Raw genomic sequence first — 23,977 nt, forward strand, 5'->3', positions numbered from 1 at the left:
ATAACAGCATGTCAAACCACTCATCCCCCGACAGTCCTCAGAATGGTTCACCGTCACGCCTGCGCAGCCGCCGCTGGTTCGACGATCCCGCCGATCCGGGCATGACGGCGCTGTATCTCGAGCGCTACATGAACTACGGGATTACCCGAGAGGAGCTGCAGTCGGGCAAACCGATCATCGGGATTGCGCAGACAGGGTCGGACCTTGCGCCATGTAACCGCCACCATCTCGAGCTGGCGACGCGTGTGCGCGACGGCATTCGTGACGCCGGCGGCATCCCCCTTGAGTTTCCGGTCCATCCGATCCAGGAGACGGGCAAGCGCCCCACTGCCGCGCTCGACCGCAATCTGGCGTACCTCGGCCTCGTCGAAATCCTGCACGGCTATCCCATCGACGGTGTCGTGCTCACCACCGGTTGCGACAAAACCACGCCGGCGTGCCTGATGGCGGCGGCGACCGTGAATATCCCGGCCATCGTGCTCTCGGGCGGCCCGATGCTCGACGGCTGGTGGCACGGCAAGCTCGCAGGTTCCGGCACCGTCATCTGGGACGCGCGCAAGCGCCTCGCCGGTGGAGAGATCGACTACGAGGAATTCATGGAAATGGTGTCCTCGTCGGCACCCTCGGCGGGTCACTGCAATACGATGGGCACCGCCCTGTCGATGAACTCGCTCGCCGAAGCATTGGGTATGTCGCTGCCGGGCTGCGCGGCGATTCCAGCGCCGCATCGCGAGCGCGGCTGGATGGCGTATCGCACGGGCAAACGCATCGTCGAGATGGTCGCGGAGAATCTGCGCCCGTCGGATGTCATGACCAAAGAGGCTTTCGAAAACGCGGTCGTGGCCGCTGCCGCACTTGGTGCATCGTCGAACTGTCCGATCCATATGGTCGCGATCGCACGGCACATGGGCGTCGAACATTCGCTCGACGACTGGCAACGACTGGGACCGGACGTTCCGCTGCTTGTCGATTGCCAGCCGGCCGGCCGCTTTCTGGGCGAAGCATTCCATCGCGCAGGTGGCGTTCCCGCCGTGATGCGCGAGCTGCTCAACGCAGGCAAGCTGAACGGCGATGTGCGTACGGTTTCCGGCCGCACGCTTGCCGAGGATCTGGCGGAAGTCGTCGAGCCCGATCGCGAAGTGATCCGCAGCTACCAGCAGCCGCTCAAGGAAGCAGCGGGTTACGTGGTGATGTCCGGCAACCTGTTCGATAGCGCCGTGATGAAAATCAGCGTGATCGACCAGGCGTTCCGCAAACGCTTCCTCGCCGATCCTGAGCATCCCGATGTGTTCGAAGGTAAAGCGATCGTATTCGAGGGGCCGGAGGACTACCATGCGCGCATCGAAGATCCGCAACTGGGCGTCGACGAGCGCTCTATCCTCGTGATTCGCAACTGCGGGCCGGTCGGTTATCCGGGCGGTGCCGAGGTGGTCAACATGCAGCCGCCTGCGGCGTTGCTCAAGCAAGGTGTCGACACGCTGCCGACTCTTGGCGACGGCCGTCAAAGCGGTACCTCGGCCACGCCTTCGATTCTCAACGTTTCGCCGGAAGCGGCAGTCGGCGGCGGGCTTGCGTTGCTGCGAACCGGCGATCGGGTCCGCATCGACCTGAACTCGCGCAAGGTCGACGTGATGATCCCCGAGAGCGAACTGGCAGCACGCCGCGCACAGTGGAAAGCGCCTGTTCTGCAGAACAAAACGCCGTGGGAAGAGATCTATCGCAGCATGGTAGGTCAGCAGGCGAGCGGCGCATGCCTCGAGCCGGCAACGCTGTATCTCAACATCCTGGAAACGCGCGGCGAATCGCGCCATAACCACTGATAAGGACGCGCCGATACGGCTACCAGCAAGCAGTCGTGCCGGCGCACCTTCTTCTTTAGAACCCCTGGAACGACTCTTCGAGCATGGCCCGATAGTCCGCAGGGCTTGCCTCGCGCGGATTAGTCTTGTGACTATGATCGGCGAGTGCGCCTTCGATAATCCTGTCGAACTGCTCGCGCTCGACCCCAAGCGTCGACAAACGAGTCGGCAGCCCCAGGTCGGCCGTCATGCGCTCAATCGCGCTTTCTACGTTCGCTGGCGATTCCAGCCCCATTGCGCCTGCTAACCGCACCATTTTCCCTTCGCCCTGGACTGTAGGGGCTTCGCGATTGAAGCGGATCACCGCGGGAAGAAAGATCGCGTTCAACGTTCCGTGATGCAGTTTCGGATTGATGCCGCCCAGCGAGTGGCTCAGGCTATGGACACATCCCAGCCCTTTCTGGAAGGCAAGCGCTCCCTGCAATGAAGCGCTCATCATGTTCAGACGTGCGGCGACGTTGCTGCCGTCACACGTTGCAATCTCGATGTGACGCCATGCACGCCAAAGTCCGTCGAGGGCGATGCCATCGGCAGGCGGGTTAAACGCCGGCGACAGGAACGTCTCGATGCAATGGGCAATCGCATCCATTCCCGTTGCTGCGGTGAGCTGCGCGGGCAACCCTAACGTGAGTTGCGGATCGCAGATTGCGGAACGGGGCACGACGTAGGGGGAAATGATGCCGAGCTTGCGGCCGTCATCGAGAATCAGGATGGCGCCGCGCCCCACTTCGCTGCCCGTACCGGCAGTCGTTGGGACTGCGATAACCGGCGCCGTAGCCGCTGTGATGCGCTGCAAGCCACCTTCGATAAGCGCGAACTGGCGCAAAGGCCCTTCGTGGGTCGCGCACACTGCGACGCCCTTGGCCAGATCGATCGAACTGCCCCCTCCTACCGCAATGACGCCATCGCACTGATTCTCCTTGTACATCGCGACAGCGGCCCGCACAGCCCGTTCGTTGGGGTTAGGAGGGGTGTCCAGAAAGATAGGGGGCTCGTGATCTGCCCGAAGAGCAACGAGCACCTTGTCAATGAGGCCCGCGGCTTTCACGCCCGCGTCGGTGACGATCAGAGGTCGTTTGATACCGATCCGTGTGCATTCGTCAGGCAGTTTCGCAATCGCGCCGAAATCGAACTGGATCTGCGTGATGTAATTGATGAGCGACATGGATCGGAAGCCTCCAGAGTGGGGTTCGTGGCGACCGTCGGCACGGGATGAACAACGCGGCAGAGTGCATCGACTACATGGAAGTCGCAAAACATTGTCGCACCTTCTGGCTCAAGCATCCTCAGACCTTTTCGCAGATAGCCTGGATAAGCGCCGCACGCCCCTCGCTCAGATTGCGGCGAAGGTTGACGGTCGCTTGCCCGAACTCGGGGCCCATCACAGCGCCGAGTGCAAGCAAGGGTGGCGTCGAAGACTGCCTGCGTTCGGCTTCGCGCTCCAGAAACCAGCTGATCCCGGCTTCCGTGCAGTCGGTCCAAGACGTGATGCGGAACCCCTCCTTAGCGAGAACAGTGCGCATCTCGTCCGCCGTCACCAGGAAGCTTGACTCAGGCACGCTCGCCCACGGCACAGGGAAATGCAGGGGTTCGTTGGATGCAGCGATGACATCGAAGATGGCGAAATGGCCGCCAGAACGTAAAACGCGGCATGTTTCACCGTAAAGCGCAGCGCGGTCGCTAATGTTCATGGCAACGTGCTGCGTCCACGCGAGATCGAAAGCGTCGGCGGGGAACGGCAGCGAGAGCGCGTTGCCGCGCTGATACGTGACCTTGCCTCCGAGACCCGAACGCTCGGCCAGAAACGTAGCAGCCTCGACGAACGACTGACTGAGGTCGACGCCGTGCACCGTGCAGCCATAGGTTTCCGCCAGATAGCGCGACGGGCCGCCCAGCCCAGATCCGATATCGACAACACGGGTCGCCTCGGTGATCGGCAACGCCTTCGCCAGTTCTACGGTGGCCGCGAGGCCGCGCGAATGAAACTGGTCAAGTTGAGCAAGATCTCGCGCAGAGAGTTGTTTCTCGCCGAGTCCGCTTTTGGCCAGAGCCGAGCAAAGGTGCTCGACCAGGCTCTCGCGCTCGTAATGCCGGGTGATCTCTGCTGCGTCGTCCATCTTCGTACTCCTTCGTGATGCACATCTCGATGCGGCTACGGATGCCGTAACTGCAGGCGATCCATCATCGGTGAAATCTCATCGAATGGTTCTTCAACGAGATCCAACACGTCAAACGGATCGCCATAAGCTCCGGCTTATGACTTCACTGACTTCACTTGTTCTGGATCAGCATGCCAAGCGGGGCCAGCGGGCCGACTGGCAACAGTTCGTAGCTCATGACGCCGTCAGCCACGAGCGGCAACGTATCGAGCGTCGCCTTGGCTTGCTCGACCGATTCGACGTTCATCAGAAAGATCGGACCGCCCTTCTCACGAAACCAGAACTGCTCGACCTTGCCGTCGAGATAGAGCTTGAGTGTGGCCGGAACTTCGTTTGGCATATGCTGCTGGAGCTTCTCCGGTGTGAGGGTCGGCTTGGCGGATGCGATGGCAAAAACTTTCATGGATAACTCCTGGTTCAACGTTCATTGACAGAGACTGCGTGTTCATTGCTGCAAACAGCGCGATCGAGTCTAGTCTCTGTCGAGTCTAGTCTCTGAACCCTAGAACTCACACAGTCACAAACGCCAACTTTAGAGCCATTCGCGCCAGGCGCATCCGCGTGTCAGAGCAGGTCGGAACGGAGGTCGCGCACACCCCGTCCCAGACGTTGGCGCAGCAGCGTACGCAATGTCGCACCATCGCCGTAGCCGACTTCGCTTGCGATCGCTTCGAGGTCGAGGCGTCCCCCGCGCAGAAGCGATTGTGCGTGCTCGACTCGCAGGTCCTGGAAGTAGGCAAGCGGCGATTTGCCAAGCACCTCCTGGCAACGGCGTTGCAGCGAGCGCGTGCTCGTCGCGAGTGCGCTGGCAGCTTCCTGGAGCGAAAAGCCCGAGCGAAGATTTTTCCGCGACCACTGTTCGAAGCGTTGAATCAGCGGATCTGCCTGCGCGAGGTGATTGGGAATGATGTACGGCGCCTGCGAGGAGCGTATGTCGGCCAGCAGATAACGCGAGACGAGCGTGGCCAACTCGGGGCTCGCGCGCCGTATCAGCCAGAGGGCGAGATCAAGATGTCCCAAAGCCGCGCCGGCTGTCACGCCTACATCCGACGGTACCAGCATGCGAGACTCGTCGAGCGACACATTGGGGTAGCGTTGTCGAAACAGCGGGCCGAGCCACCACGTCGTCGTCGCTTCCTGCTGATCGAGAAGTCCGGTTTCCGCCACAAGAAATGTTCCGATACAGGACGCGGCGATCAGCGCTCCTTCGGCATGCCATTTCAGCAGTTGCGCTTTGGCCTGAACCACATCCGGTCTCGTGAGAGCGGGAATGAGCTCCTCAGGCGTGCCAGTGCTCAATGCCGGAACAACTACCCAGTCCGGTTTCAAACCTGCCGTTACGGGTTGCACAGGTATCGTCAGCCCTTGTCCGGACCGAACCCGCTTGCGCACGCCTACGATCGATACATCGAAACGCGGTGTGCCACCTAGTTGCGTGGCCGAGAATTTGTTGGCGAGCCCGAACGCGTCGAGCATGACAGTGAGCCCCGTATCGAAGAGCCCTTCAAGAGCGAGCACAGAAATGCGCATGGCGTAAATACCTCCAAAGCCGGTATTTGCGACTCTACCAGCTATCACCTTCATGCGTATCCGGCGAGCCAGACATGCACATACGCAACAGGCGAAGGCCTTTACAACGCAGCTCTGCGCAAGCACAGTGGTGAGGTCAATGACGCCAAAGCAGCCTTAGGCGTCGAGCCTGGACTATCAAAAACGGAGACAACGAAATGGATCTGAATTTACGCGGTAAGGTGGCCGTATTGACGGGAGCCAGCGTGGGTATCGGGCTGGCTGTGGCAGAGGCGTTCGCAGCGGAAGGCACGCATCTTCTGCTCGCGGCGCGCAATGAGGAGCGCCTGTCCGCTGCCGCAGCAGGCATCGCAACGAAGTTCGGCGTGACCGCTGTGCCGGTCGCTTGCGATGTGTCGACTTCGGCAGGCGTCGACAAACTGGTTGCCGCCGCGAAGGAAAATTTCGGAGGCGCGGATATTGTCTTCAATAACGCGGGCACGGGCAGCAACGAAACGATCATGAACGCGCCCGATGAAAAGTGGCTCGCATACTGGGATCTTCACGTGATGGCTGCAGTGCGCATCGCACGCGGCCTCGTACCTTTAATGAAAGCACGCGGCGGCGGCACGATCCTGAACAACGCATCGATTTGCGCAACACAGCCGCTCGGCTACGAGCCGATCTATAACGTGACGAAAGCGGCGTTGATGATGTTGTCGAAGAATATGGCGAACGAATTCATAGAGGACAACATCCGCGTGAATACGATTAATCCGGGGCTCGTGCTCACACCCGACTGGATCAAGACCGCCAGGCAGTTGACGCAGGATTCAGGCGGTGATTGGGAGGGACATCTGCAGCAGGTCGCGGACGAGCACGCGCCTATCCGCAGGTTTGCGTCTCCGGAAGAGTTGGCCAACTTTATTGTGTTTCTTTGTTCCGACAAGGCTAGCTACAGCGTCGGGTCGACCTACTTTGTCGATGGTGGGATGTTGAGGACGGTTTAGGGAGACTGCATGCGCCATGCAAGTGCAAGCAACAATCGACGCGCCCGGCGCTAGACAACCATTAAATTAGCTGGCAGGATTCATCCATCGCGGATGAATCCGCCGATTCTTCGTTGAATTTAACCCCAACACAATGCAAGCTAGCCAAGTCCTCCTTCGTTCGATGCGTATGCCCCTGGCAGGTTCTCCCCCCGGGCGCTGAGGGCTTTTTTGCTTCTGAAAAAGGGACGCCGCAGGCGTCCCTTTTCTTTTTTGGAGCAGCAATGTCGTACCGATACATCACCACGCCGATTTACTACGTGAACGACCGGCCGCATCTGGGCCATGCTTACGCCAGCGTGCACGCCGACATCATGGCCCGATACCTGCGTGCTGCCGGTCACCAGGTGCTGCTGCTAACGGGCGCTGACGAGCACGGCGAGAAGATCGCCAAGGCTGCCCTGCAGGCTAACGAGGCGCCGCAAGTGTTTGTGGAACACCACGCACAGAGCTTCAAGGAAGCGTGGCGTCGCCTGGCAGTCAAGCCCGACATATTCGTTCGCACCACGAACCCCGCGCACGCCGGGGTGGTGTCCGATTGCCTGACACGGCTCTTTAATGCAGGGGATATCTACCTGGCGGACTACGAGGGGCTTTATTCGATCGGTCAGGAGCGCTTTGTCACTGAGAAGGAACTGGTGGATGGCAAACTTCCTGAAGACAAGGAACCGCCTGTGTTGCGGCGCGAACCCAATTATTTCTTCCGCATGGAAGCACATCGCGAATGGATGCGTCAGCTGTTGCTGGACACGCCAGACCTGATTCAGCCCGTGCAATACCGTAACGAGATATTGAAGCTGCTGGAACAGCCGATAGGTAACCTGAGTATTTCGCGTCCCGTGGATCGTCTCGACTGGGGCATCCCGATTCCGTGGGATGCCGGACATGTTACGTACGTATGGTTCGACGCGCTCCTCAGCTACGTTTCGCCGCTGGGTTATCCCGACCAGCCTGCCTTCGCTGATTACTGGCCGTCGGTGCGGCATGTGATCGGCAAGGACATCCTGCGCACGCACACGCTCTTCTGGTTGAGCATGACCCATGCGTTAGGAATCGCGCCGTATCAGCGTTTGCATGTTTCCGGGCACCTGCTCGGTTCCGATGGTCGCAAGATGAGCAAGTCGCTCGGCAATGGCGTCGATCCGCTGGAGGCCGCCGATACCTACGGTGTCGATACGCTGCGCTACACGCTAATCCGGGAGGTCAGCTTCGGCTTCGACGGAATCGTTAGTAACGCAGTGATCGAACAACGCCTGAATCGGGATCTCGCCGACGACCTGGGCAATCTGGCCGCACGCACGCTGGCCATGGCGATGAAATATCGCGGCGGCACGGTGCCTGCGCCGAAGGCCTATGAAGCGCGCGAGGAAGCGATCATCGGCTGGTCGAACGAACTGCCCGGCATCGTTCTGGCGCTAGTGGAAGAAATGAAACTGAGTCGCGCGGTGGAACAGGTAATGGATTTCGTCAAACACCTGAACGGCTACGTTGCGAGTAGCGCGCCATGGGCACTGGCGAAGGATTCCAACGCGTCGGACCAGTTGGATACGGTGCTCTATACGCTGTTAGAAGCGCTTTGCAGCGTCAGCAATCTTTTGCATCCTGTGATGCCGGGCAAGATGGAGGAGTTGCGAGGCTTGCTTGGGGTTTCCGCCGAAGCGCAGTGGAATCTGCCTTGGGGTCATGGCGTAAGACCGGGGACGCAGGTCAAGGAAGGCATCCTGTTTCCAAAGCGGCCGGGCGCTGAACACCCGGACTAGCCATTTGATCTGATCTGTTCAATCCGCAATCCACCGTCTTTATCAGAACGGTGTTTGCGGATCTGCACAGCAATCAAAGGTACCGGTTCAAGCCCGACGGCTCACTGCGCGCTGAGTCTCCCGCGCATCAGGAACTGTTATTTGAGCGTTCGAGCGTACAACGCGAACAGCTCCTTCCAGCCCCGCTCGGCCGCCTCTGCGTCGTAGACGGGCATGTCCGGCTTCATCCAGCCGTGCGCCTTGCCTTTGTACAGTTCGCTCTTGTGCTTCACGTCCGCGGCGCCCAGTGCGGCTTCGAAGCGCTCGCCCATTTCGGGCGGGAAGCTGTGATCGTTGTCGGCAATGCCGATGTAAAGCTCGGCCTTGATCTTGTCGAGAAGCAGGTGGGGACTCGTCGGCTGGTCGGTCGCGAGATTGCCGCCGTGGAAGCTCGCCGCCGCAACAACGCGATCCGGGTAGTAAGCCGCTGCCGTGAGTGCCATGCCGCCGCCCATGCAGAAACCGACGGTGCCAATCTTCTTACCGGCTACATCAGTGCGCGTATCGAGGTATTCGATAAAGGCCGCGGTGTCTTCAGCGGCTTTGTGGTTGTCGCTGCTCGCCATCATGGGCCCAACGGTGGCACGGAAGTCGCCCTTCAGCACTTCCTTGGGGTCAAGCGGCCCGTAAGCTCCGAAGCGGTAAAACAGGTCGGGCAGAAGCACAACGTACCCTTTGCTCGCCACGTGCTTTGCCATCTGGAGCATGCCTGGCCGGATGCCAAACGCGTCCATGTAGAAGATCACAGCGGGCCATTTGCCCTCGCCTTCGGGCGTCAGGACCCACGCCTTACAGGCACCTTCCTGTTCCTGAATGGTGACTTGTGATTCGCTCATGCTCTACGCCTCCGTGTGTGTTCGCCGCGGGTTCCCGACATCGGCCCAATGATCACGACGATCATGGTTATTCAGGGAAAACTTAATTGTAACGGGGATCGTCGTTACAAGCATGGGCGGACGGCGCCTTCAACTCGGCCAGGCCTTGAGGCCTGCCGCCACCGTGCGATGGAGATCGTTGCAAGCGTTCGTGCCCTCAGCTGGATGCAGCCTTAACCATCTGATGCGACTATATTTCTTTCCTTATCTGTTCCGCGAAGGCGCGAATCACTTCATCGTTTCGCATCACAAACATCCACTGACCGACGCGCGTCGAAACAAGCAGTCCGGCTTCGACCAGGGTCGCAAGGTGGGCCGACACGGTCGACTGGGATAGCCCACTGAGCGCGTGAATTGCGTTTAAAGGTACCCCGCATCCAAGATCGATTCGACTTCGCAAAAAGTATTCTTCTGGCGTCTTTAACCATCTCAAGATCTCGCGCCGGAACGGATTTGCGAGTGCCTTATGGATCAGATTTTCGTCAAACATACATTTCATTTCGACCATCGGCTCGTGAAAGGCAGATCCGTCACATTCGACGATAGGGTCCCGGGTCATGACTGCCTCGACAATGACCGTGCGAGGCTCGTGGCGAATTCGTCACCAAGGTCCTCCCTGACCAGGGCCAACGCGACCCGCATACCGTCACTGATGCCGCGCGACGAGTGGAGGTTGCCGTCCTTCACGCAGCCTTGATTGCTCATGACGTGTACCAAGGGGTAGTCGCTGGAGAGACGTTCGGCGTCGCGCCAATGCGTGGTCAGCGAGCGATGGTCGGCGAGGCCGGCGCGCGCGATTAAAAAGGCCCCATTGGACACCGACGCGAGCCTTCGCACCCGACGGCCGGCGTCACTGAGCCACTCCACCAGCTCGCGATGCGCGTGCCTCGGGCCGACCACCGGCGAACCTGGCACTACGACGATGTCAAATGGAGCGCTCACATCCAGCAGACACTCAGTCGTGCTAACCGCCACGCCACTCGAGCACACCACCGGCCCTCGGGACGGCCCCACGAGATGCTGCTCGTACATCGTTGCGCCGCACAAGCGGTTCGCTTCGTGGAAAACCTCCATCGGGCCCGTCACTTCGAGCAGCCGAAATCCTGCGTAGAGCATCATTGCAACATGCATGCGCCGTCACTCCTGTCCCTGGTTGTCGTCCCGTGTCAACGTAGACCGCGACGAAGGGGCGGCTATAGCCGTATCCATGGGATAAAGTCTAATCAGACGGCATGGGAGAGGAAACACGCGGATGGCACGATACCGGGCCAATCAACGTGAGATTTGGGCCAGGCACGGCTGGACGCCCGTCCGCTTGTTACACGGCTGCAAAAGTCAATTACCGGTTAGTGCGTCCCTCTTTCTGGGCCATTGCGGTAAGCTGCAATACCGCTCGGAAACGGGTCCATTCACTCCACGAAGGTCACGGTATGAAAGTCGCCATTGTCATATTCGATGGTGTCCAGGCGCTCGACGTTGCAGGCCCCCTCGACGTGTTCGCGGAAGCAAACACGATCCTGCCCGAACATCAGAAGTACGAAGTCTCGCTGGTGGGCGCGCGCGCCGGTACCGTGACCTGCTCGAACGGGATGGGACTTTCCGTGCCGTTCGGCTACGCGGACCTCGACACGCAATGGGATCTGCTACTCGTCGCAGGCGGCCCGCAATTGCCCGACGCTCAACCGTCCAGTGACTTCCTGACGTGGCTGCAAAATCAGGCAAGCAACGCGACGCGGTTTGGCTCCGTTTGCAATGGTGCATTCGTACTGGCTCATGCGGGACTGCTCGACGGCAAGGAAGTGACGACTCATTGGTCGGACGCAGATCGCCTCGCCCACGAATTTCCGCAGGCCTCCGTGCAGCCCGACAAGATCTTCGTTCGTGACGGACGCCTGATTACCTCGGCAGGTGTGACGGCCGGCATCGATCTGTGCCTCTCGCTTGTCGCCGAAGACTGGGGGCATGAACTGGCGGTGCGCGTCGCAAAGCGTCTTGTCGTCTACATCCAGCGCGAAGGTGGTCAGTCCCAGTACAGCCCATACGTCGGAAGCGGAAGGGATGAAGATCCGATTATCGGCAAGGTCCACCGCTACGTGACCGAGCACATCACCGAAGCGCTATCGATCGAACAGCTCGCTGGCGCAGTTGCGGTGAGTCGAAGAACCTTCTCGCGAGTATTCGCGAAGTATGCCAAGGTGACGCCCTCCGCGTTCGTCGAACAGGTTCGCGTCGACACCGCGAGAAAGTTGCTCGAAGACTCGGATGCACCGCTGAAAACCGTCGCATTCAAATGCGGATTTCGGAGTGCCACACATATGCGCACGACCTTCTCGCGCCGCCTCGAGGTCACCCCGAAACAATATCGGCAACGATTCCGCGGCGAGGCCGGCGCGCAACCGTGGGCCAATCAGGGTGTCGGCAAGCAGATATCGCTTCAAGGACTGGCTCATCTGTGACCGAAGCTGATTCCATTCAGCCGCTTCCTGACATCCTTGAACCGGGCCTGTCGGTAATCTTTTGCGGGATCAATCCGGGTCTGCGTGCGGCGTCGACAGGTCATCACTTTGCGGGCCGCGGCAACCGGTTTTGGCGGGTGCTGCATCTTGCAGGCTTCACGCCTGAACAGATCCTTCCCGAAGACGACCGCTCGCTTCTTCGATACGGTTGCGGTCTCACCGCGGTGGTCCCGCGCGCCACAGCGCAGGCCGCCGAGTTGTCGCGCTCGGAGATCGAGCTGGCCGGGGAGGCTTTTCGGCTAAAGATCGAGCGGTGCGCCCCGCAACACGTCGTTTTCCTCGGGAAGATGGCACTCGCGGCCATCTCCGGCACGCGCGATATCGATTGGGGGCTGCAAACAAAGCCCTTCGGCGGCGCATGCGCGTGGGTCGTACCCAATCCAAGCGGATTAAACCGGGCGTTCGGCCTTGACGCGCTGGTGGCCGCCTACCGGGAAGTTCGCGTCGCCGTAGCGTCCACGTCCTGAAGGTGCGCGTTTTTGCGTAGCGCCTCGGTCACGAACTCCACGAAAGCGCGAATCTTGCCGCTGGTGCTTCGCCTTTCTACGTGAAGCAGGCTCACCGGTGTCGCCTCGGGCTCGAATGAGGTCAGCACAGGTTGGAGCCTGCCATCGGCTACATCAGGCGCTGCCTGATACGACAGAAACTGGGCGATTCCCACTCCATCGACGGCAGCGAGAAGAGCAGCAGGACCCAGGTCGACAATCATCCGCGGCTGAAGTCTCACAGGCAGCCGCGAACCGTTCTCGTTGAACGCCCACTCGAGCGGAAGCGAGACGCCCGTGAAAGATACACAGTGGTGATCGGCCAGATCTCTGGGGTGAAGGGGCTCCCCATGCTCGGCGAGATAGGAAGGCGCTGCGTACGTCCGACGCCGCACAAAGCCTAGCGGAACGGCGAATGCCGAAGAGTCGCCGAGATGGCCGATACGGATGGCAATATCCACACCCTCTTCCAGAAGCCGCGTCGTTCGATCGGCGTACACCGCATTGACGTTGACGTCCGGATAACGCAGCACGAAGGCGTTGACCAGCGGCGCAACATATCGCTGGCCGAACAGGACCGGTGCAGAAATAGTCAACGTCCCCACGGGATTGAGTTGATCGGCCGCCAAGGTCGCTTCTGCATCCGTGATGGTGTCCAACACCTTCCGGCAGGCTTCGAGGTATGACAGGCCGGCATCGGTCGGACGAACCGTTCGGGTCGTGCGGGCCAGCAGATGTGTGCCGAGACGCGATTCCAGCGAATTGACCGCCCGTGAGACCGCAGCGGACGACATGCCAACTTTGTCAGCCGCACCCGTGAAGCTGCCCCGGTCGACGATGGCCACGAAAATCTCCATCTCACGCAATTTGTCCATTTCGCTCCCTACCCTCATCACGCGTCCATAAGCCGTGATTCTATGCGTTGTGATCGAGGTGCCGGAGATCGGCCTGCAAAAGACTCTTTCAGGCCGTGAGGGTTATGCAGAACGTCCTTGAAAGCATGGCAAATTTCGATCACTCATTGGCCCAATACCAACCCGTTTGGACTCCAATGAATCGGGCCGATCCTGGACAATCTCTACACGTTGTACGACTAACCAAACGAGAGAGGTCCACATGTTCTCCGCAATGCTTGAAGTTCACCCGATCCCCGAGCAGGTCGATGCCTATCTCGGCATGGCCAAAATGCTGCGTCCTGAACTGGACAAAATCGACGGATTTATCGACAACAACCGCTACGCCAGTCTCACACGCGAGGGGTGGCTTCTTTCGCTGTCGAGTTGGCGCGACGAGAAATCGCTCATCCGCTGGCGTACCGAAGCGACGCACAACAGGATCATGCAGGCTGCGCGCGACCGCGTGTTTTCCGACTATCGCCTGCGCATTGGTCAGACCGTTAGCGATACGCATGTGCCCGCGGGACACGCCTTGCTCGAACAGCGCCTGGATGTCACCGAGACGGGAAAAGGTAAGGCAGTGACGCTACATGACGGGAAATTCTCGCCGGCATGGGTGAAGCAGAGCAGCGCAGACGAGGTGGCGAAATCACTCGGAGTGGATACGAGCGCGACTGACCTCGTTTCCTGGGACGTCTTCGACGCACTGCTAGCACCAGGAGACGTCATCGCCGTTCTGACGTGGCGCGACCATGCAGCAGCTGAAGCGTTCCTGGCCAAGGCGGCTACGGCGGATGCATCGCGCGTGCGCAATATCCGCGTTATCCGGGAGTACGGCATGTTCGATCGCCGGGAAGCTCCGCAGTACTTCAAAGAGGCGCAACCGAAGATGTAACCCGGCCGCCGGTCGCTATCGGTGCCGGAGAGTCTTCGCTTCTCATGTGATCTCCAACACCGACATTTAGAAGCCCTATTGAACCTGAACAGTAACGGGATTGCCATGACTACAGCCAACCTTTTAACGACGACAGCCGCTCCTGCGCAGGCGGCGCCCGCACAATCCGCGCTTCCGCTTCGCCTGGCGATTGGTCTCGTTGGAATGCTGCTCGCGTCTTTATTGGCTATTCTCAACGAACAGGTCACCGCGCAGTCCCTGGCGGACATTCAGGGCGCGCTCTTGATAGGGCATGACGACGGAACCTGGCTGACCGCTTTATTCGAAGCAGCCAATGTCGCGACGATGGTGTTTGCTCCGTGGTTTGGCATCACGTTCACGCTCAAGCGATTCACCATCGGCGCCGTGATCGCGACGATGCTGTTCGGGATCCTCTGCCCCTTCGCACCAAACCTGCTGACGCTCTATGCGCTGCGCGTCCTGCAGGGAATTGCAGGGGGATGTCTGCCCCCGATGCTGATCATCGTGGCGCTGCGCTACCTTCCGCCCAAGGTGAAGCTATACGGCCTCGCGGGCTACGCCCTCACGGCGACCTTTGGACCGGCGCTCGGCACGCCGCTCGCTGCTTTGTGGACCGAGTATGTCGGCTGGCAGATGGCGTTCTGGCAAATCGTGCCGCTTGGTATCGCGTGCTGTGTGGCGATCCAGCAAGGGCTTCCCGCCGATCCCCTCAAACTCGAACGGCTCAAGGCATTCAACTGGACCGGGTTTCTGACGGGATTTCCGGCCGTCGCGATGCTCGTGACGGGCCTGCTGCAAGGCGATCGTCTGGACTGGCTCAATTCCGAGCTCATTCGCGTGATGTTTATTGGCGGGGGGCTTCTGTTTGCGATATTCCTCGTCAACGAGTGGTTTCACCCGCTGCCTTTTTTCAAGCTGCAGTTGCTGTCGCGCAGAAACTTCACGCACGGACTGACGACCCTGCTGGGCGCGGTGATCCTGCTGGTGGGTGTGGCCGCAATACCCGGCCAGTATCTCGCGAGCGTTCATGCCTACAGGCCGCTGCAGACTGCGCCCTTGTCGTTGCTGGTTGCTATCCCGCTCCTGATCACGCTCCCACTGACCGCTGCCGTTCTGAATCTGCGGCGGGTCGATCACCGCTGGGTCATGGCGATCGGCCTGTGCCTCATGCTTGCCACGTGCCTGATGGGGAGCTTCATTACCTCAGAGTGGATTCGCAACAACTTCTACTGGCTTCAATCGATCCAGATCGTCGCGCAGCCGATGGTAATCCTGGGAATCCTGATGGGTGTGACGACGGGCCTGGCCCCGACAGACGGCCCATTTGCTTCGGCGATGTTCAACTCGCTCAAAACCTTTTCAGCGGCTGTGGCAACGGCGCTCATCGAAGGGCTGAGCACCGATCGGGAACACCTTCATTCGAACATGCTCGTGGACCATTTAGGCAACCACGCGCTTGTAGCAAGTCAAAGCGTCGACGCAGCAAATAGCCTCGGCGAACTTGCACACCGGATCCACGAGCAGGCAGTGGTGCTGACGTCGGCGGATCTTTACCGGGTCATGGCGGGTGTTGCCATCGCCCTCCTTTTCCTGGTGCCCGTGTTACCCGTGCGGATCTACCCGCCGTGGTGCACGACGCCCTCCACTTCACGCTAAGGACGGTTCTTATGTCATCCGCTGCTAAATCTCCCCTCAGGATTATTCGTGTTGCCGCGTTGCTTGTTGCGGCCGGCATTGGTGCGTGGGCTTGCACAAGCCTGACCGGCAACTCGAATACCGAATCCACTAACGACGCTTACGTTGAAGCCGATTTCACCTTGGTGGCGCCGCGTATCGCCGGTCAGATATCCGACGTATTCGTCAACGACAACGAGTCGGTCAAGGCCGGGCAATTGCTGGTCCGTATCGATGATCGCGACTTCAAGGCCGCTTTGATGAGTGCGGAAGCGGACGTGGCTGCGGCAAAGGCGTCCGTTGCGAACTACGACGCCGAGATCGCGCGGCAGCCCTCGCTGGTCGAGCAAGCGAGCGCGACGCTCAAATCGGACGATGCGTCGATCGGGTTTGCAAGAGCCAACGCCTCGCGATATCAGGACCTCTCGGACGCAGGTGCGGGAACAACCCAAGAGCAACAGCACGCGTCGAGCACGCTCGCCGAGCAACTCGCGCAACAGGCACACGACCGGGCCGCGCTGGCGTCGACCGAGCAGAATCTCGACGTATTGCGTACCCAACGCGATAAGGCAGCCGGCGCACTCGCACGCGCCGAAGCGGCGCTCGATCAGGCACAGCTCAATCTGTCCTATACGGAGGTTCGCGCCCCGGTGGACGGCAAGGTTGGACGGCGTTCCGCACGGGTTGGAGCGTTCGTGACGCCAGGTGCGCCGGTTCTCGCGATCGTGCCGCTTTCGGACGCTTACGTTGTTGCTAACTTCCAGGAAAACCAGATCACCAACATGCGCCCTGGCGAGAGCGTACGCATCAAGGTCGACAGCTTTCCTGGCGTTGTGATTCATGGTCGTGTCGATAGCCTCGCGCCTGCAACCGGCGTGGCCTTCGCGCCTATCGCACCCGACAACGCGACGGGCAACTTCACGAAGGTGGTGCAACGCGTGCCGGTGAAGATCACGATCGATCGAGGTCAGGAGGCAGCGTCTGCGCTGAGCGTGGGGCTGTCTGTCGAAACGGAAGTTGCCGTGGGTCAGCATAGCGATACCCTGGCCGAAGCAGGAGAGAGAAAATGAATACGAACGGCTTTTCTTTCAGCGCGCTGGTGTTGGAGATACTGGCGTGCCTCGTGATAGCGGGCTGTACGGTTGGGCCGAACTTCGAACCTCCCGTGACGTCCACGCCGCCGCAAGTGTTCGATCGCACTCAGGCGGCGCAGGCTCCAAGCAAGGCTGTCGAGACCGACTTCGATACGGACTGGTGGACCCTGTTCAACGATCCCACCTTGAATACGCTCGAACAGCAACTGGCCAATGCGAACCTCGATGTGGCCGCGGCATCGGCGCGCCTTCGCCAAAGCCGGGCTGAGCAGCGCGTCGCAGGTGCAGCAGAATATCCCACGTTGGACGGCGCTGCGTCGTATGACCGCGAGCGCGGAAGTCCGAACGGCATCCTGTCGCTGCTCGGGGTTAGTCCGACCGAAACGCAGTCACAATCCGCTTCGGGTAATACGCCGCTTGGCGTCGCGCCGTTGCCGGGCTCCAAGGGTTCGCCGGCGTACAACCTCTATCAGGCGGGCTTCGACGCCTCCTGGGAACTCGATATCTGGGGCCGCAATCGACGCGGAGTGGAAGCTGCGACTGCCTTGACGCAAGCTTCTTACGAGGATCGAAATGCTGTGCTGCTGTCAGCCCGCGCCGAACTCGCGCGAGACTATATCGAGCTTCGCGATACACAGTCGTTGCTGCGCATTGCGAAGCAAAACCTCGAACTTGCTCGCGATACCACGAAACTCACGCAAGTCCAGGTACGCGAAGGCGTGACGACGGATCTGGACGTGGCCAACGCTTCCGCGCAGGTGGCTTCGATCGAGAGCCTGATCCCGACGCTCGAATCGCGCTGCGAGACCACGATCAACGCGATTGGCGTATTACTCGGCGAAGAGCCAGGCGCGCTCGCGCAAACACTGAGCGAGCCGCATGACGTCCCCGAGCTGCCTGCGCAGGTACCCATCGGCTTTCCGTCGGAGCTGGTGCAACGCAGACCGGATATCCGGCAAGCGGAGGCACAGCTGCATGCTGCCACTGCCTCGATCGGTATGGCAAAGGCCGATTTTTATCCGCGCATTTCGCTGAATGGCAGCGCAGGTTTTCAGAGTCTGCAGCTCTCGAGCCTCGCCAACTGGGCGTCGGGGCAGTTTGTTGTCGGACCCTCCATCACGATGCCGATTTTCGAAGGCGGACGGCTCAAGGGGACATTGCATCTGCGTGAGGCGCAACAACAGGAAGCCGCGATCGTCTATCAACGCACCGTACTTGAAGCGTGGCGCGAGGTGGACGATGCGCTGGTGGTCTACGATGCCGAGCAGCAGCGGCGTGACCGATTGACGGAGGTGGTGGCTCTGAACCAGCGCGCACTGTCGGTCGCGCAGCAGCGTTACAAGGCCGGTGCACTCGATTATCTCGACGTGCTGAACGTACAGAGGCAGTTGCTCGATGGCGAAAGCAATCTTGAACAAAGCAAGGCAACCGCTGACGCGAATCTGATCACGCTTTGCAAGGCGCTTGGCGGTGGCTGGGAGTCGACTTATGCCAGGCAAGACGTGTCGCGTTGATGGGAGCATCGCTCACCGTCCCTGGGTAGTACTCACCGGAACGGTACGCGCTGCAACCAGGCTCTGCCGACGCAGTGCCTCAGTTGTTTCGCCGGAACCATCAGCGCGCCAGCCCGGCGGCAAGATCACATAGCAGATCGCAGCCCACACGCTCCGCGCCGACGCGATATCCCGTGCAAGACTAACCCAGTGCTCGAATTCGACGACAAGCGGATTGCGTGAGCGCGTCGGTGTCGTGAGACCGTAACGGCACGGCTCATCGGCGCGTTCTTCCACATAGGTGCCGAACAGGCGATCGAAGATGACAAGCACGCCGCCAAAGTTCGCATCGAGATAATCGACATTCGATGCGTGGTGCACGCGATGTGCCGAAGGCGTATTGAACACGTATTCAAGCCAGCCGAGTTTCGGCGTCCACGTGTTATGCAGCCAGAACTGGTAAAGCAGATTGAAACTCAGCGTCGCCAGCACGATTTCAGGGCGCACACCGAGCCACACGAGCGGTGCGAAGAAGATCGCCGAGCCAGTCAGTTTGCCGGTCAGGCCGAGGCGATAAGCAGACGAAAGCGTCAACTGGTTCGGCGAGTGATGAACCGCATGCGTCGCCCAGAAAAAGCGGATGCGGTGCGACGCACGGTGATACCAGTAGTAGCAGAACTCCTGTCCGATAAAGAGCAGGAACACCATCAACGCGCTGTTGAGCGTGACGGTAAAGATCCGGTGATCCCAGGCAAGGGCGAAGACCGGCGTCGCGAGCGAAAGCGGCAACAGCGCGAGCAGCTTGCGGCCGGCTACATCCGCCAACGAAATCCATACTTCATACCAGTCGAACGGCAAAGCGCTATTGCGCTGTGTGCGGGTGAGCACCCATGCCTCGATCAGCGAGACACCAATGACGAACAACGTAACAAAGAGCGCGATTTTTCCAGTAGTCAACATGATGGGCAGATAACGGGTTGAGAGGTGAGACGCGTCGTCTGCGGGTAAAGCCGCTATCGCGTCGGGTGAAGCTAATGTAGTGGGCTGCCCGGCCAAAAACCACGCGTAAACCATGTCGCCAGATGTCACGGAACTCCGGCCGCGACGGCAAGCCGGCCGCGCAGCCCGGCTGCTGGCGGCGCGCCGCCATGGTGTAACACCGCGACATCTTTTACCGGGCGATTATTTCGCGAGCTCCTTTTATAGTTCGTCCCGTTGCCACGCCGCAGTGCGTGACTGAACCGAACCTTGAAGGACACCTCATGAAACTCCGCCACCTCACCGCAGCCAGCGCTGCGCTGCTCATCGCCCTCAGCACACCCGCCTTCGCCGGATGGTCGGGTCATGGCACTGCCTACACGCCGCACGGCACCTACAACGGCGCACATTACGGCTCCTGCACGGGCGGCAGCTGTACGCACGCAGGCGGCGTCGCGAATCCCTATGGCGGTATCGCCACCAACACCGGCACCGTCACTCGCACTGCTCCCGGCCAGTTTTCGAATTCGGGCACAGCCACCGGCCCTAACGGACGCCAGGTCCAGCACTCGGGTGACACAAGCTGCGCAGGCGGTACGTGCGACCACACCGGCACCCTGACCGGCTCGGACGGCCACAGCGCCACGACGTCGGGCAGCGTGACGCGTAACGCGCCGGGTCAGTATTCGTCTTCGGGCACGATTACTGCCGCGAACGGCAACACCACTAGTCACACGGCATCGACAGACTGCGCCGGTTCCACCTGCACCCGTTCCGGCACCGTGACGGGCACCGACGGTGGAACCGTCACGCATTCGGGCAGCGCGACACGCGTGGCCGCTGGCGTAGTCACGACGGGCGGCGGCACGACGGTTGTGCACGGCGGCACAGTGACCACCGGTGGCACTGTCACGACGGTGGGCGCTACGGTTGCCGTGGGTACCGCACCGGTCGTGGTCGCGCCGGCACCAGTCGCCGTCGCACCCGCACCGGTGGTCGTGGCGCCGGCACCCGTGGTCGTCGCGCCTCCGGTTGCATACGTGCCACCGCCGCCCGTCGCCTACGTTGCACCTGCTGCACCGAAGACCGTCTACGTTGCACCGCCCCCGCCCAAGGTGGTCTACGTCGCGCCGCCTCCGCCGCGTGTCGTGTTCATCGCGCCGCAGTCCCGCACGCTGTATGTCGCGCCGCGTCCTGTGTATGTAGCGCCCGCGCCGCGTCCTGCTGTATTCGTGCCGGGCCACTGGGTTGGGCGCTTCTGGGTGCCGGCGCACTGGGCGTAACGGCAAACATCAGATCAATGAATTAACCCTGCCGGCCATGAGCGTCGGCCACACCACGGAGTAAATGATGAAAAAGATGATCGCGGTTCTTGTCTTGTGTATTGTTTCGGCAACGGCTTCGGCTCAGAGCGCACTGCCACCTGCGGATACCCCGCGCGGCGAGCGTGCGATGCAACAATTGCAGGCTCGCTTTGCCAGTGCCAACACGACGGGCGACGGCAAGCTGACGCGGGAACAGGCGGCTGCGGGTATGCCGATGGTCGCGAAACATTTCGACGAAATCGATACGCAGCACGTCGGTTATGTCACGCTGCCGCAAATCGAGGCACGGATGCAACAGAAAGCAATGTCACGCTGAATGCCAATGAAGCCAGGAGACGCGTCATGGAGCAGGTGAACAGGATTATCGTGCTGGACGACGAAGCCGAGTTGCGCAACATGCTGCAACGGTTTCTGACCGGCCACGGGTTCCATGTGCGCGTCGTCGCCGACGGCAAGCAGCTCGACCGCTACCTGCAGCGCGAACCGTACGACCTGCTCGTGCTGGACCTGATGATGGAACCGGAAGACGGGCTGACGATATGCCGGCGGCTGCGCGCCGAAGGGCAGACGCTGCCCATCCTCATGCTGACCGCGAAAGGCGACCCGGTCGACCGCGTGGTCGGCCTCGAAACCGGTGCCGACGATTACCTCGCGAAGCCGTTTCTCCCTGATGAACTCGTCGCGCGCATCCGTGCGCTGCTGCGCCGCCAGAAAATGGCCGCGGGCGTGCCGACCGTGACCTCGCAAACGCTGCGCTTCGGCGAATACCAGTTCGACGTCGGTACGCAAACGCTGCTGCATCGTGGCGAGCCGGTCGAGGTGCACTCCGCGCAGATGTTGCTGCTGCATGCGCTGGGGTCGTCGCCGAACCGGCCGGTGAGCCGCGAAAACCTGCTTGCGCGGGCGCGCGGCCGCGACCATGACGCGCTCGATCGCAGCATCGACGTGCAGATTCTGCGGTTACGCCAGATCGTCGAAGACGATCCGTCGAAACCGCGCTTCATCAAGACCGTCTGGGGCGTCGGCTACATGCTCGTGGCAGGCATCGACTCGTGAGCATGCCTACGCGTTCAAACCGTCGCGGCAGATGGCTGCCGCGTTCGCTGCTGGCGCGCAATATCGTGCTGCTGGTGGCGCTCGTCGCACTGACCCAGGCATGCTCGTTTGCGGTGCTGCTGCATTTCGTGCAGCGCCCGCGCATCGACCGTGCTGCGATCATCTTCGCCGACTACGTCAAGACGCTCGATGGCGTGCTGGCCGCCATGCCACCCGACGAAGGCCGTGCCGCGGCCGCGCGCCTCGGCGCTCAGACAGAGACGCCCGAACATCTTGGCGTCGAACCGCAGCGCAGCCCGGTCCGCCTGTTTCGCACGTGGCAACGCGACGTCTTCGTCGGCGCACTGCAGCACTATCTACCGCCCGACATGCTGGTGCGCTGGCAGACCGGCGATGGCGAGCGGCTCTGGATTCGCGTGCACGTAGCCGGCGCGCCCTGCTGGATTGCGCTGCCGATGACCGAAGATGCGCAGGCGAGCGGCATCACCACGACGCTCGTGCTCTCCGTGGGCCTCGCGTTGCTGGCCGCGCTAACGGGTTATCTGATCCAGTTGCACATCAACCGACCGCTCAAAGATCTGGCGCGCGCCGCGCGACACGTGAGCGCGGGCGAAGCGCCCGTCGTTCTCCCGACCGACGGGCCGACCGAAATCGCCCAGGTGAGTAGCGCGTTCAACCAGATGACCCAGGCGTTGCAGCAGGCCGAAGCGACGCGTGCGCTGATGCTCGCTGGGGTGTCTCACGACATCCGCACGCCGCTCACCAAGCTGCGTCTCGCGATGGCGATGGCGATTCCGCGTGGCGCCGACGATACGTTCGTGGCGTCGGCGGAAAGCTATCTCGACCACATCGACACGATTCTCCAGCAGTTCATGGATTACGCCGGCAGCGGCGAGCGCGAGGCGCCGCTGCCGGGCGATCTCAACGCGCTCATCGGTCAGCTCGCGGCGGATTTCGCGGGGCTCGGACACGAGTTCGAACTATCGCTCGGCGAAGTCGCCGTGTTCGCGTACCGGCCCGTGAGCCTGATGCGGCTCCTGATGAACCTGATGCAGAACGCGGTTGTCTATGGGCGCACAGGTCTCGCTGTGCGCACGTGGACCGAAGACGATGTCGCATGCGTCGCCGTCTGCGATCGCGGCAGCGGAATTGCCGCCGGGGAAATGGAAAAGCTCAAGACGCCGTTCAGCCGCGGCACGAACGCACGGACGCATTCGGGCGGCACAGGTCTCGGGCTCGCCATCGTCGAGCGCATCGCACGCCTGCACGGCGGCTCGCTTCAGTTTCGCACGCGTGAAGGCGGCGGTCTCGAGGCGCACGTCACGTTGCCGCTAAACCGGCATTCTTCATAAAAAACGCGGGTATCCCCTGCCCGCGTGCGACGAATCCCGGCGACATCGCGCGACACAATTCCTGAATGGTGTGCGGAGCCACTTCCTCCCATACTCACGTCTGCGTGCTGCGGCACACCTCCCCCCGACATTTTCCGGCGCCACGGTGCCGATGACAGGATCGACATGCAAACCTCATTCAAATCCCTCGTTCGCAATGCAAAACGTTTGGCAGGCATGGCACTCGTGGCAGGATCGCTACTCTTGACGGGCTGCGCCTCGGGCATCAACGGCACAACGCAAACCAGCGCTGCGCCGCACGTTCGTGCTGACGTCATCTATGTGTATTCGTTTAACGCCACGCCCGGGCAGGTGAAAATGGACAGCGGCATCGCACAGAAAATTGGGTCGGCGATGAGCGGCGAATCGTCTGCGCAAAAGCAGGTTCAGACCGCGATCGATACGCGCGAACAGGTCGCTAACGAAATCGTCCGCGACCTGCAATCGATGGGGCTGCACGCGGTGCGCGTGGATGGCCCCGCACCGGCGAACCAGAATGCGCTGGTCGTCGAAGGCAGCTTCCAGACGATCGACGAAGGCAAGCGTCGCCGTCGCATCCTGATTGGTCTTGGGGCTGGCAAAAGCGAAGTGAGTGCGTCGGTGCAGATCCTGTATAAGCCCGCCGCAGGCACACCGATCGCACTGCAAAGCTTTTCCGCTAACGCCGACAGCGGCCATATGCCGGGCATCGCGGAAACAGCGGGGGTCGGTGCAGCGGCTGGTCATATTGCAACAGCTGCAGCGACAGGCACGGCGTTGCATGGCGTGTCCGAGGTGAAGCAGGACGGCGTGAGTGGTGACGCGAAAAAGCTGGGCGATTCGATCGCGAAGCAGATTGCAGCGGCAAACACCGCAAACGGGTGGATGTCGGCTAAACGTATCGACTGACGCCAGTCTCAACCT

General features: G+C 61.0%; 23 protein-coding genes. 14 read left to right on the top strand and 9 right to left on the bottom strand.

Features of this window, described 5'->3' with window-relative positions:
• The first annotated feature begins 8 nt into the window (after nt 1–8).
• A complete protein-coding gene (locus P3T24_RS35370) occupies nt 9–1,820 on the top strand; it encodes an IlvD/Edd family dehydratase (RefSeq protein ID WP_429441425.1) in 1,812 nt (603 codons plus the stop codon).
• A gap of 55 nt (nt 1,821–1,875) precedes the next feature.
• On the opposite strand, the gene P3T24_RS35375 is transcribed toward P3T24_RS35370, so the two are convergent.
• From P3T24_RS35375 to P3T24_RS35390, 4 genes are all read right to left on the bottom strand, one after another.
• Nucleotides 1,876–3,024, bottom strand: coding sequence for an iron-containing alcohol dehydrogenase (locus tag P3T24_RS35375; RefSeq protein WP_429441427.1), 1,149 nt, complete (start codon nt 3,022–3,024; stop codon nt 1,876–1,878).
• Between the two features lie 121 nt (nt 3,025–3,145).
• A complete protein-coding gene (locus tag P3T24_RS35380; RefSeq protein ID WP_429441428.1) occupies nt 3,146–3,976 on the bottom strand; it encodes a class I SAM-dependent methyltransferase in 831 nt (276 codons plus the stop codon).
• Between the two features lie 154 nt (nt 3,977–4,130).
• Nucleotides 4,131–4,421: a hypothetical protein gene (locus P3T24_RS35385; RefSeq protein ID WP_074266485.1), complete on the bottom strand. Its 291-nt coding sequence runs from the start codon at nt 4,419–4,421 to the stop codon at nt 4,131–4,133.
• Nucleotides 4,422–4,582: 161 nt separating this feature from the next.
• The gene (locus P3T24_RS35390) at nt 4,583–5,548 is read right to left on the bottom strand and encodes a GlxA family transcriptional regulator (RefSeq protein ID WP_429441430.1); all 966 of its coding nucleotides are present in this window, start codon (nt 5,546–5,548) and stop codon (nt 4,583–4,585) included.
• A 197-nt stretch (nt 5,549–5,745) separates the two neighbouring features.
• Here P3T24_RS35390 and P3T24_RS35395 point away from each other — a divergent pair, with 197 nt between their 5' ends.
• Both P3T24_RS35395 and metG read left to right on the top strand, forming a co-directional pair.
• Entirely contained in the window at nt 5,746–6,537 is a 792-nt protein-coding gene (locus P3T24_RS35395; protein WP_429441431.1) for an SDR family NAD(P)-dependent oxidoreductase, read from the top strand.
• A gap of 263 nt (nt 6,538–6,800) precedes the next feature.
• Nucleotides 6,801–8,336 carry a methionine--tRNA ligase gene (metG, locus tag P3T24_RS35400; RefSeq protein WP_429441432.1) on the top strand — a complete coding sequence of 512 codons (1,536 nt, stop codon included), beginning with the start codon at nt 6,801–6,803 and terminating at the stop codon, nt 8,334–8,336.
• A 137-nt stretch (nt 8,337–8,473) separates the two neighbouring features.
• On the opposite strand, the gene P3T24_RS35405 is transcribed toward metG, so the two are convergent.
• The 3 genes from P3T24_RS35405 to P3T24_RS35415 all read right to left on the bottom strand — a co-directional run bounded on the left by P3T24_RS35405 (nt 8,474) and on the right by P3T24_RS35415 (nt 10,381).
• The gene (locus P3T24_RS35405) at nt 8,474–9,211 is read right to left on the bottom strand and encodes a dienelactone hydrolase family protein (RefSeq protein ID WP_429441434.1); all 738 of its coding nucleotides are present in this window, start codon (nt 9,209–9,211) and stop codon (nt 8,474–8,476) included.
• Between the two features lie 229 nt (nt 9,212–9,440).
• Entirely contained in the window at nt 9,441–9,740 is a 300-nt protein-coding gene (locus P3T24_RS35410; protein WP_429441461.1) for an ArsR/SmtB family transcription factor, read from the bottom strand.
• A 65-nt stretch (nt 9,741–9,805) separates the two neighbouring features.
• Nucleotides 9,806–10,381, bottom strand: a complete 576-nt coding sequence (locus P3T24_RS35415) for an AraC family transcriptional regulator (protein ID WP_429441435.1) — start codon at nt 10,379–10,381, stop codon at nt 9,806–9,808.
• Between the two features lie 299 nt (nt 10,382–10,680).
• Between P3T24_RS35415 and P3T24_RS35420 the strand changes: the two genes are divergently transcribed.
• Together P3T24_RS35420 and mug are read left to right on the top strand one after the other, a co-directional pair.
• Nucleotides 10,681–11,706 carry a GlxA family transcriptional regulator gene (locus P3T24_RS35420; RefSeq protein WP_429441437.1) on the top strand — a complete coding sequence of 342 codons (1,026 nt, stop codon included), beginning with the start codon at nt 10,681–10,683 and terminating at the stop codon, nt 11,704–11,706.
• A complete protein-coding gene (mug, locus tag P3T24_RS35425) occupies nt 11,703–12,233 on the top strand; it encodes a G/U mismatch-specific DNA glycosylase (protein WP_429441439.1) in 531 nt (176 codons plus the stop codon). Before P3T24_RS35420 ends, mug begins: the two co-directional genes overlap by 4 nt.
• Here mug and P3T24_RS35430 read toward each other — a convergent pair.
• The gene (locus P3T24_RS35430; protein WP_074266493.1) at nt 12,194–13,126 is read right to left on the bottom strand and encodes a LysR family transcriptional regulator; all 933 of its coding nucleotides are present in this window, start codon (nt 13,124–13,126) and stop codon (nt 12,194–12,196) included. The two genes, mug and P3T24_RS35430, sit on opposite strands and share 40 nt — an antisense overlap.
• Nucleotides 13,127–13,367: 241 nt before the next feature.
• On the opposite strand from P3T24_RS35430, the gene P3T24_RS35435 reads away from it, so the two are divergent.
• From P3T24_RS35435 to P3T24_RS35450, 4 genes are all read left to right on the top strand, one after another.
• Nucleotides 13,368–14,042 carry an antibiotic biosynthesis monooxygenase family protein gene (locus tag P3T24_RS35435; protein WP_429289302.1) on the top strand — a complete coding sequence of 225 codons (675 nt, stop codon included), beginning with the start codon at nt 13,368–13,370 and terminating at the stop codon, nt 14,040–14,042.
• 105 nt (nt 14,043–14,147) lie between these two features.
• Nucleotides 14,148–15,719, top strand: a complete 1,572-nt coding sequence (locus P3T24_RS35440) for an MFS transporter (RefSeq protein ID WP_429441463.1) — start codon at nt 14,148–14,150, stop codon at nt 15,717–15,719.
• A gap of 11 nt (nt 15,720–15,730) precedes the next feature.
• Entirely contained in the window at nt 15,731–16,807 is a 1,077-nt protein-coding gene (locus tag P3T24_RS35445) for an HlyD family secretion protein (protein ID WP_074266496.1), read from the top strand.
• On the top strand, nt 16,804–18,345 hold the full coding sequence (locus P3T24_RS35450; RefSeq protein WP_429289237.1) for an efflux transporter outer membrane subunit: 1,542 nt from the start codon (nt 16,804–16,806) through the stop codon (nt 18,343–18,345). The genes P3T24_RS35445 and P3T24_RS35450 overlap by 4 nt, the downstream gene beginning before the upstream one ends.
• 12 nt (nt 18,346–18,357) lie before the next feature.
• On the opposite strand, the gene P3T24_RS35455 is transcribed toward P3T24_RS35450, so the two are convergent.
• Entirely contained in the window at nt 18,358–19,284 is a 927-nt protein-coding gene (locus P3T24_RS35455; protein WP_074266498.1) for a sterol desaturase family protein, read from the bottom strand.
• Between the two features lie 302 nt (nt 19,285–19,586).
• On the opposite strand from P3T24_RS35455, the gene P3T24_RS35460 reads away from it, so the two are divergent.
• The 5 genes from P3T24_RS35460 (at nt 19,587) to P3T24_RS35480 (ending at nt 23,962) form a co-directional block, all read left to right on the top strand.
• Nucleotides 19,587–20,585 carry a hypothetical protein gene (locus tag P3T24_RS35460; protein WP_429289236.1) on the top strand — a complete coding sequence of 333 codons (999 nt, stop codon included), beginning with the start codon at nt 19,587–19,589 and terminating at the stop codon, nt 20,583–20,585.
• Between the two features lie 67 nt (nt 20,586–20,652).
• Nucleotides 20,653–20,943 (top strand): EF-hand domain-containing protein, encoded by a 291-nt coding sequence (locus tag P3T24_RS35465; protein ID WP_429441465.1) that lies wholly within the window; start codon nt 20,653–20,655, stop codon nt 20,941–20,943.
• A gap of 26 nt (nt 20,944–20,969) precedes the next feature.
• A complete protein-coding gene (locus tag P3T24_RS35470; RefSeq protein ID WP_074266501.1) occupies nt 20,970–21,683 on the top strand; it encodes a response regulator in 714 nt (237 codons plus the stop codon).
• Nucleotides 21,684–21,685: 2 nt separating this feature from the next.
• Entirely contained in the window at nt 21,686–23,035 is a 1,350-nt protein-coding gene (locus tag P3T24_RS35475; protein WP_429441441.1) for an ATP-binding protein, read from the top strand.
• A 165-nt stretch (nt 23,036–23,200) separates the two neighbouring features.
• Nucleotides 23,201–23,962 carry a DUF4410 domain-containing protein gene (locus P3T24_RS35480; RefSeq protein WP_429441443.1) on the top strand — a complete coding sequence of 254 codons (762 nt, stop codon included), beginning with the start codon at nt 23,201–23,203 and terminating at the stop codon, nt 23,960–23,962.
• The last annotated feature ends 15 nt before the right edge of the window (nt 23,963–23,977 follow it).

This window comes from Paraburkholderia sp. GAS33, assembly GCF_050436645.1.
GTDB classification, from domain to species: domain Bacteria; phylum Pseudomonadota; class Gammaproteobacteria; order Burkholderiales; family Burkholderiaceae; genus Paraburkholderia; species Paraburkholderia phenazinium_B.